Origin of the sequence: Bacillus sp. NPDC060175 (assembly GCF_042728695.1) — a bacterium.
Lineage (GTDB): Bacteria > Bacillota > Bacilli > Bacillales > Bacillaceae_G > Bacillus_A.
This window is the reverse complement of sequence record NZ_JBHWYR010000129.1, coordinates 1-7,755: the sequence shown is the minus strand read 5'-3', so window position 1 is coordinate 7,755 and position 7,755 is coordinate 1. Positions and strand designations below refer to the sequence as shown.

Below are 7,755 nucleotides of genomic sequence, written 5' to 3'. Positions count from 1 at the left end.
ATATTATACACACAAATATATTCTTTGTATATTTATATTTCTATTTTATTAAAATTTTCTGTTAACACCAGGTGCGTTTGTAAACGTTTTACACTGCGTTTTTATTGAACTAAAGTGTTAAAAGTAATAAATTTTATATTTTTCTAAATTATCCGAGAAAAACAAATTTTATATCCTATAATATCTTGCGCATAATTATTCTTCCTTTTTTGTCATAAAATGAAGGTTTATTCATATTGAAAATATGTAGGCTAAAATAAGTGCAAAGGATATGAAAGTGTGTTACGATACACTTTGCTAAAAATAGATATCGGTAAAGAGGGGACGGACATGACAGCAATTCACTCAAAAAACGGGCCAACAGAGAAATTAAGTTTATTCTTATTAACATGGCCTATTTTTCTAGAAGTTTTTCTTTTTATGCTGATGGGGATCGCTGATACTTTCATGTTAAGTGCATTATCAGACGATGCTGTATCTGGGGTTGGTGCAGCGAATCAATACCTTCACATCGCGATTTTAGTACTAGAAGTCATCGGGAATGGTGCAGCTATCGTTGTATCCCAATACCTCGGTTCTAAACGCTTTATGGAAGCATCAAAAATATCAGCATTAGCCGTCACATTAAATTTAGTGGTCGGACTCATTATAAGCGCTGGTTTTCTTTTATTTTCAAAACATATGATGATGGCAATGAATTTACAAGGCGATGTATTAACGTATGCACAAAGCTATCTATCCATCGTCGGAGGAGCTATTTTCCTTCAAGCTATTATTAACTCATTAGCCGCAATTATCCGCGTTCACGGCTTTACAAAGCAAGCGATGTTTGTTTCGCTTGGAATGAATATTATTCATATCGCCGGAAACTACGTACTTATTTTCGGGAAATTCGGTTTCCCTGAACTTGGTGTGCAAGGGGCTGCTATTTCTTCTGCTGTCAGCCGGTTAATCGCACTTATCGTTTTCTTCTGGTTACTGTATCGCGTTATGGAATACCGTGTGAAATTACAATATTACTTCACTTTATCAAAAGAATACGTTGGCAAAATTTTAAAGATCGGCATTCCATCGGCATTCGAGCAAGTCATGTATCAAGCTTGTCAAATTGTCTTCTTATATTACGCAACATACTTAGGAACAGAATCGTTAGCTGCAAGACAATACGCTACTAACATTTCCATGTTCACTTATTTATTCGCCATTGCTATCGGTATGGGAACAGCTATTATCGTTGGACGCCTAGTTGGCGGAAATGAAAAGGATGAAGCTTACACACGCGTATGGAAAAGTGTACAATGGGCGATTGGTGTAACTTTATTTATGGTCATTCTCGTTGTTACATTCCGCACACAATTAATGGGACTATTTACGGATAATCCTCATATTATCTCTCTAGGGGCAAGCGTTCTTTTACTAAGTGTACTACTTGAAACAGGACGGACGATGAACATCGTCATCATTAATTCACTTCGTGCAACTGGCGATGCAAAATATCCTGTTTTAATCGGTGCATTCTCCATGGTGTTAATGAGCTTACCGCTCGGCTACTTTTTCGCCTTCCATTTAGATATGGGGCTCGTTGGTATTTGGCTAGCGATTGCCATCGATGAATGGACGCGAGCAATTATTATGTTCTTCCGCTGGAGAAGTAGAGCGTGGGAAAATTATGCACTTGTTAAACCAAATGAGCAAGATGAGAGTGTTTCTGTTCAGGCGCAGTAAAATAAAAGTGTTTCTAAATGAAGAAAAAGGCGGCTGGATTTCAGTCGCCTTTTTCTTCATTCTTGGAAACTCTTACTTTGCTGTCTTTAAACAGAAAAAGAACTTGGATAAAATCTCTTTATACTAAATTAAGTTTAATTAGTATAAAAAAATAGAGCCATCCTTCTGTAATAAAAGAATGGCTCTACTTTATTATTGATAGATTTCTTTATATTTCTTATACTCTGCTTCAGAACATAATACGAAATGTCCTGGGCGAATTTCGCGCATTGTTGGTGCTTCACTACCATAATCATGCTGCGATGGGTCGTATACGATACGTTTACGATTGCGCTCATAATCTGGATCTGGAAGTGGAATTGCTGATAGTAGTGATTTTGTATATGGATGCATTGGATTCGCATATAACTCTTCACTTGTTGTCAGCTCAACGATTTGACCACGGTACATTACACCAATGCGATCACTAATGTATTTTACCATCGATAAATCATGGGCGATGAATAAGTATGTTAAACCTTTTTCTCTTTGTAACTGTTTCAGTAAGTTTACAACTTGCGCCTGAATCGATACGTCAAGTGCTGAGATTGGTTCATCAGCAATGATAAATTCAGGTTCTACAGCTAGCGCACGAGCGATACCGATACGTTGACGTTGTCCGCCTGAGAATTCATGCGGGAAACGGTTCGCGTGCTCTTTATTTAAACCAACTGTATTTAACAGCTCGTGAACACGGTCCATACGCTCTTTTTTGCCTTTTGCTAGTCCGTGAATATCAATACCTTCTGCGATAATATCCCCTACTGTCATACGAGGATTTAATGATGCATATGGATCTTGGAAAATCATTTGCATTTTACGGTTGAATTTCTTAAGTTCTGCGCGTGATTTTTTCCCATGTACATTTTCACCATCGAACAACACTTCACCGGCAGTTGCATCGTATAAACGAATGATCGTTCTTCCAGTTGTTGACTTACCACAACCAGATTCTCCTACAAGTCCAAATGTTTCACCGCGGTAAATATCAAATGAAATATCATTAACTGCTTTAACAACACCACCACTCACATCAAAGTGTTGTTTCACATTTTTTACTTCAATTAATTTTTCACGTTGTTTAGTCATGTTGTTCACCTGCTTTCATTTGAAGAATACGTTTTTCAACAACTGCTGGTGGTTTTACTTCTGGCGCTTGCTCATGAAGTAACCAAGTTGCCGCATAATGTGTGTCACTTATTTTAAATAAAGGTGGTTCCATTTCAAAATCAATTTTCAGAGCCTGCGGGTTACGTGGTGCAAAAGCATCACCCTTTGGCGGTTTTAATAAGTCTGGAGGCGTTCCTGGAATCGCATATAGCTCGTCCTCTGAACCATCTAAGCTTGGCATAGATGCGATTAAGCCCCATGTGTATGGATGTTTTGGATTGTAGAAAATTTCATCAACAGTTCCAATTTCAACAACTTTACCAGCGTACATAACCGCAACTCGGTCTGCAACGTTTGCCACTACACCTAAGTCATGCGTAATGAAAATGATTGCTGCTTCTGTTTTTTGCTGAATGTCCTTCATAAGCTCTAAAATTTGCGCCTGAATTGTAACGTCTAGCGCTGTTGTCGGCTCATCGGCAATTAATAATTTCGGATTACAAGCTAACGCCATCGCAATAACTACACGCTGTCTCATACCACCTGAGAATTGATGAGGATATTGTTTTAAGCGCGCTTCTGGATTTGGAATACCTACAAGGTCGATTAATTCTAAGGCAACTTTACGTGCATCTGCTTTACTCATCCCTTGGTGTTTAATAAGACCTTCCATAATCTGATTACCAATTGTCATCGTTGGATTTAATGATGTCATTGGATCTTGGAAAATCATCGCAATATCTTTACCGCGTACTTGCTGCATTTCTTTTTCTGTTAGTTTCGTTAAGTCACGACCTTCAAATACGATTTCACCGTTTTTAATACGTCCTGGAGGATTCGGAATTAATCCCATTAACGCTTTAGAAGTAACTGATTTACCAGAACCAGATTCTCCTACAATCGCTAATGTCTCTCCTTTTTTTAAATCAAAAGTAACGCCGCGTACAGCTTGTACTTCACCTGCATGTGTATCAAAGGAGACTTGCAAATCTTTTACCTCTAGCAATGTTTTCATTTTTACTTCTCCCCTCTTTTACTTACGCATTTTTGGATCTAACGCGTCGCGTAATCCGTCTGCAATTAAGTTAAATGCTAAGATTAACATACTGATGACAACCGCTGGGATGAACATCATATGTGGATACGTTTGAATTGATTTATAACCATCATTTACAAGAGAACCAAGTGATGCGAATGGTGGCTGAATGCCTAGTCCGATGAAGCTTAAGAATGCTTCACCAAATACTGCCGTTGGAATTGTAAACATTGTCATTACGATAATTGGTCCCATTACGTTCGGAATTAAGTGCTTCACAATTAACTGTGTATTTGTTGCACCTAATGTACGAGATGCTAATACATATTCTTGGTTTTTTAATTTTAGGATTTGTCCACGAACGATACGCGACATCCCTATCCAACCTGTAATTGCCATCGCGAGTGTAATCGACCATATACCTGACCCCATAATGATTACCATTAAAATAACGATGATTAAGTATGGAATACCGTTAATAATCTCCATAATACGTTGCATAATATTATCTACTCTGCCGCCATAGAACGCTGAAATACCTCCGTATGCAACCCCGATTACTAGGTCAATTGCTGCTGCTAAAAGAGCGATATATAATGATACACGTGTACCTTCCCATGTTCTTGTCCATAAATCACGGCCAAGATCATCTGTACCAAACCAGAAGTACTCTTTAATATCACGTTTTTCATATTGGTCAACACCATATTGATCTGTACCATCAAATGGTAGCCAATGAACATTTTCAATCACTGGAATTTTCGGTGGCATTTTCGCACGACCTAAATCCTGCTCTTTATAAGAATGCTTACTTATCATTGGTCCTATAACTGCTAGTAGTACAATAAGCATTAATAATACGAAACCAAACATTGCACCTTTATGTTGGAACAAACGTCTTCTTACATCTTGCCAAAACGTTAAGCTTGGACGGGCAATGACTTCATTATCAACATTACTTTGATTGGCTGGTTGAAATAAATCTGGAGATAATTTTTGTACATCTTTCATCATTTTTTCCCTCCCGCTAAACGAATACGAGGATCAATAATTCCGTATAAAATATCGACAATGAAAATAACTAAGATGAAGATCGCACTATAGAAAATTGTAGTACCCATAATAACTGTATAGTCATTCACTGTAATCGATTTAACGAATTGTTCCCCAAGTCCAGGTACAGCGTAAATTTGCTCAATAACTAGTGTCCCTGTAATTAATCCTGCAACCATTGGTCCTAAAATTGTTACAACTGGAATTAACGCGTTACGAAGTGCGTGCTTGATAATGATAACGCCTTGGCTAATTCCTTTCGCTTTCGCTGTTAAAATGTAGTCAGCTTGCATAACCTCAATTAACTCTGCACGAGCGAAACGTGCGATTGTTGCGATAACTGCCATCGATAAGGCAATTGTAGGCATTACTGTAAACTCCGGTCCTTTCCAGAATGCTACTGGGAACCAACCAAGTTTTACCCCTACGAAATATTGTAGTAATGCGGCGAATACGAATGAGGGTACCGACATCCCGAGTACGGAAATAATTGTCGCCCCATAATCGACCCACGTATTGTTACGAAGTGCCGCAACGATTCCTAAAATTAAACCGATAAATGTTCCTAATATAATCGCTTGTAAACCAAGTTGTGCTGATGGTCCAATACGATCCACAATCATATCTGTTACTGGGCGGTTATCATATTGGAATGATACCCCTAAATCACCTTTTGCTAAGTTACCTAAGTAACGCGCATATTGAACTGGTACTGGATCATTTAAACCATATTTTTCAAGAATGATTTCTTTTTGTGCCGGTGATAGTTTCTCCTGGTTTTTAAGTGGAGAACCCGGTAGTAATTTCATCAAAAAGAAAGTCAGTGTAGTAATTAAAAATAATGTCAAAGCCATGTACACGAAACGTTTTAATACATAACGTCCCATAGTCAAGCACCTCCCCGTTTTTCTCAAAAGCAATAAGATAGTTTGAAATATTCTTACTTTTATTTTTTTAAAATAAGAGCACATGCCCATCATAGGCATATACCCTTGTAAACGATGGAAAAAAGATTATTTTTGTTCAACAGATGCCCATTTGTAAGTTAATTTACCACCGTAGTTAATCGGGATAATATCTTTTACAGCACCTTTTACTACATACGCTGAACCTTTTTGATAGACTGGAGCAATAACTGCATCCTCTTTAATTAACATCTTCTCTACCTCTAAAAGGTTGTTCCAGCGAGCCTGTAAATCTTTTGTATCTGTTTTTGCTTTTAGAATTAGTTCATCATATTTCGGATTAGAATATCCCGTTTTGTTTTGTGAACCATTCGTAACAAACATATCTAAATATGAGATTGGATCTGGGAAATCTGGACCCCAAACACCAAACGCAATATCATATTGCTGAGAATCTTCTAATTTATTTTTTTGTGCGAATGGCTGCTGTTTAATTTTGATCGATAAACCAGGTAAGTTCTTTTCCATCTCACCTTTTAAGAATTCGCCAATTTTTTTCGCATCTTCATTATCGAAGCTTAAGAATTCTAATTCGATTTTATCAGTGCCAAGCTCTTTCTTCGCTGTTTCCCAAAGTTTTTTCGCTTCTTTTGAATCCGTTTCAACTAGCTTTCCATTTTCAGCACGGAAGTCTTTTTTATTCGGACCTTCAGCGAAATCTTTTCCAACAAATCCGTAAGCACCAATTGCGCCGTTGTTTAAAATAACTTTTGCAATGTTATCACGGTCAAAGGACATTGAAATTGCTTTTCTTAAGTTTTTATTACTCAAATACTTATTATTTTGATTGAATCTTAAGTAGGCAACTCCTGCTTCTTGTCGTGCTTGGAACTCTGGAGTTTTTTTAAATTTATCAACAAATTCCGACGTTAGAGCCGCACGATCAATCGCATTTGTCTCATATAAATTTACATCAGTCGATGTATTTTTCACAATATTGAAATTTATTTCTTCGATTTTAACCGTCTTGTTATCCCAATATAATGGGTTCTTCTTAAATTGGAAGCTTTGTTCATGTTTCCAATCACTCATAACGAATGGCCCGTTATATAATGTTGTATTTGCCTCTAAACCAAACTTATCACCTTGTGATTTCACAAAGTTCTCATTTAGTGGGTAAAACACCGGATAAACCGTTAAATCAATAAAGTAAGGAACGGGATTGTCTAATTCCACTTCTAATGTATAATCATCAATCGCTTTTACACCTAATTGGTCAGCAGGTAATTCTTTTTTATGAATTTTTTCTGCATTTTTAATATCGAACATAATGTACGAATACGTCGCTTTTGTATCTGGATTTACTGCTCTTTTCCATGAATACACAAAGTCTTTCGCTGTTACAGGTTCCCCATTCGACCATTTCGCATCTTTTCTTAATTTAAATATGTATTTCTTCCCATCATCTAGCTTTTGGACATCTTCAGCAATCCCAGGCATTCTCTTTTGATCTTTGCCAGTACGATATAAACCTTCCATCGTATTATTTAATGCTGTTGAAGATGCAGAATCTGATGCTAACGATGCATCCATTGATGGAATTTCAGATAACTCTGTTAAATTGAGAATCTGTTTTCCGTTACTACTACTAGTAGCGTTTTCTTTTCCTTTTGCTTTAGCGTCCTCTTTCTGGTAGCTACACGCGCCAAGCAACATACTTGCAGTTAAAGTTGATGCAAGTAATAACGGTATCTTTTTCTTCATGTTGTGTTGCCTCCCCTAATTGCACTTCCTGTACCCTCGCTTGTAGAAAAACAGAATTGAAAGAATAATCTCCAAGTTTCTACAATTTTCATTATACATATAATATGACGATTGTGAATATAG

6 protein-coding genes are annotated in these 7,755 nt (G+C 37.2%); 1 reads left to right on the top strand and 5 read right to left on the bottom strand.

The features are described 5' to 3' along the window. Positions 1–279 precede the first annotated feature (279 nt). The gene (locus ACFWDE_RS29010) at positions 280–1,725 is read left to right on the top strand and encodes an MATE family efflux transporter (protein ID WP_193654805.1); all 1,446 of its coding nucleotides are present in this window, start codon (positions 280–282) and stop codon (positions 1,723–1,725) included. Positions 1,726–1,917: 192 nt separating this feature from the next. Here ACFWDE_RS29010 and ACFWDE_RS29005 read toward each other — a convergent pair whose 3' ends face one another. The 5 genes from ACFWDE_RS29005 to ACFWDE_RS28985 form a co-directional block, all read right to left on the bottom strand. Then, the gene (locus ACFWDE_RS29005) at positions 1,918–2,853 is read right to left on the bottom strand and encodes an ABC transporter ATP-binding protein (protein WP_002149823.1); all 936 of its coding nucleotides are present in this window, start codon (positions 2,851–2,853) and stop codon (positions 1,918–1,920) included. Beyond that, the gene (locus tag ACFWDE_RS29000) at positions 2,846–3,889 is read right to left on the bottom strand and encodes an ABC transporter ATP-binding protein (protein WP_002149824.1); all 1,044 of its coding nucleotides are present in this window, start codon (positions 3,887–3,889) and stop codon (positions 2,846–2,848) included. The genes ACFWDE_RS29005 and ACFWDE_RS29000 overlap by 8 nt, the downstream gene beginning before the upstream one ends. A gap of 18 nt (positions 3,890–3,907) precedes the next feature. Continuing rightward, on the bottom strand, positions 3,908–4,924 hold the full coding sequence (gene opp3C, locus ACFWDE_RS28995; RefSeq protein WP_377896209.1) for an oligopeptide ABC transporter permease: 1,017 nt from the start codon (positions 4,922–4,924) through the stop codon (positions 3,908–3,910). Further along, positions 4,921–5,850, bottom strand: a complete 930-nt coding sequence (gene opp3b / locus ACFWDE_RS28990; RefSeq protein ID WP_000534165.1) for an oligopeptide ABC transporter permease — start codon at positions 5,848–5,850, stop codon at positions 4,921–4,923. Before opp3b ends, opp3C begins: the two co-directional genes overlap by 4 nt. Before the next feature lie 126 nt (positions 5,851–5,976). Further along, positions 5,977–7,632 carry a peptide ABC transporter substrate-binding protein gene (locus ACFWDE_RS28985; protein ID WP_377896208.1) on the bottom strand — a complete coding sequence of 552 codons (1,656 nt, stop codon included), beginning with the start codon at positions 7,630–7,632 and terminating at the stop codon, positions 5,977–5,979. Positions 7,633–7,755 lie beyond the last annotated feature (123 nt).

Bases quoted from the DNA above. Each gene is read 5' to 3' on its own strand.
- ACFWDE_RS29005 (WP_002149823.1), bottom strand. From the start codon at position 2,853: ATGACTAAACAACGTGAAAAATTAATTGAAGTAAAAAATGTGAAACAA.
- opp3C (WP_377896209.1), bottom strand. From the start codon at position 4,924: ATGATGAAAGATGTACAAAAATTATCTCCAGATTTATTTCAACCAGCC.
- opp3b (WP_000534165.1), bottom strand. From the start codon at position 5,850: ATGGGACGTTATGTATTAAAACGTTTCGTGTACATGGCTTTGACATTA.
- ACFWDE_RS28985 (WP_377896208.1), bottom strand. From the start codon at position 7,632: ATGAAGAAAAAGATACCGTTATTACTTGCATCAACTTTAACTGCAAGT.
- ACFWDE_RS29000 (WP_002149824.1), bottom strand. From the start codon at position 3,889: ATGAAAACATTGCTAGAGGTAAAAGATTTGCAAGTCTCCTTTGATACA.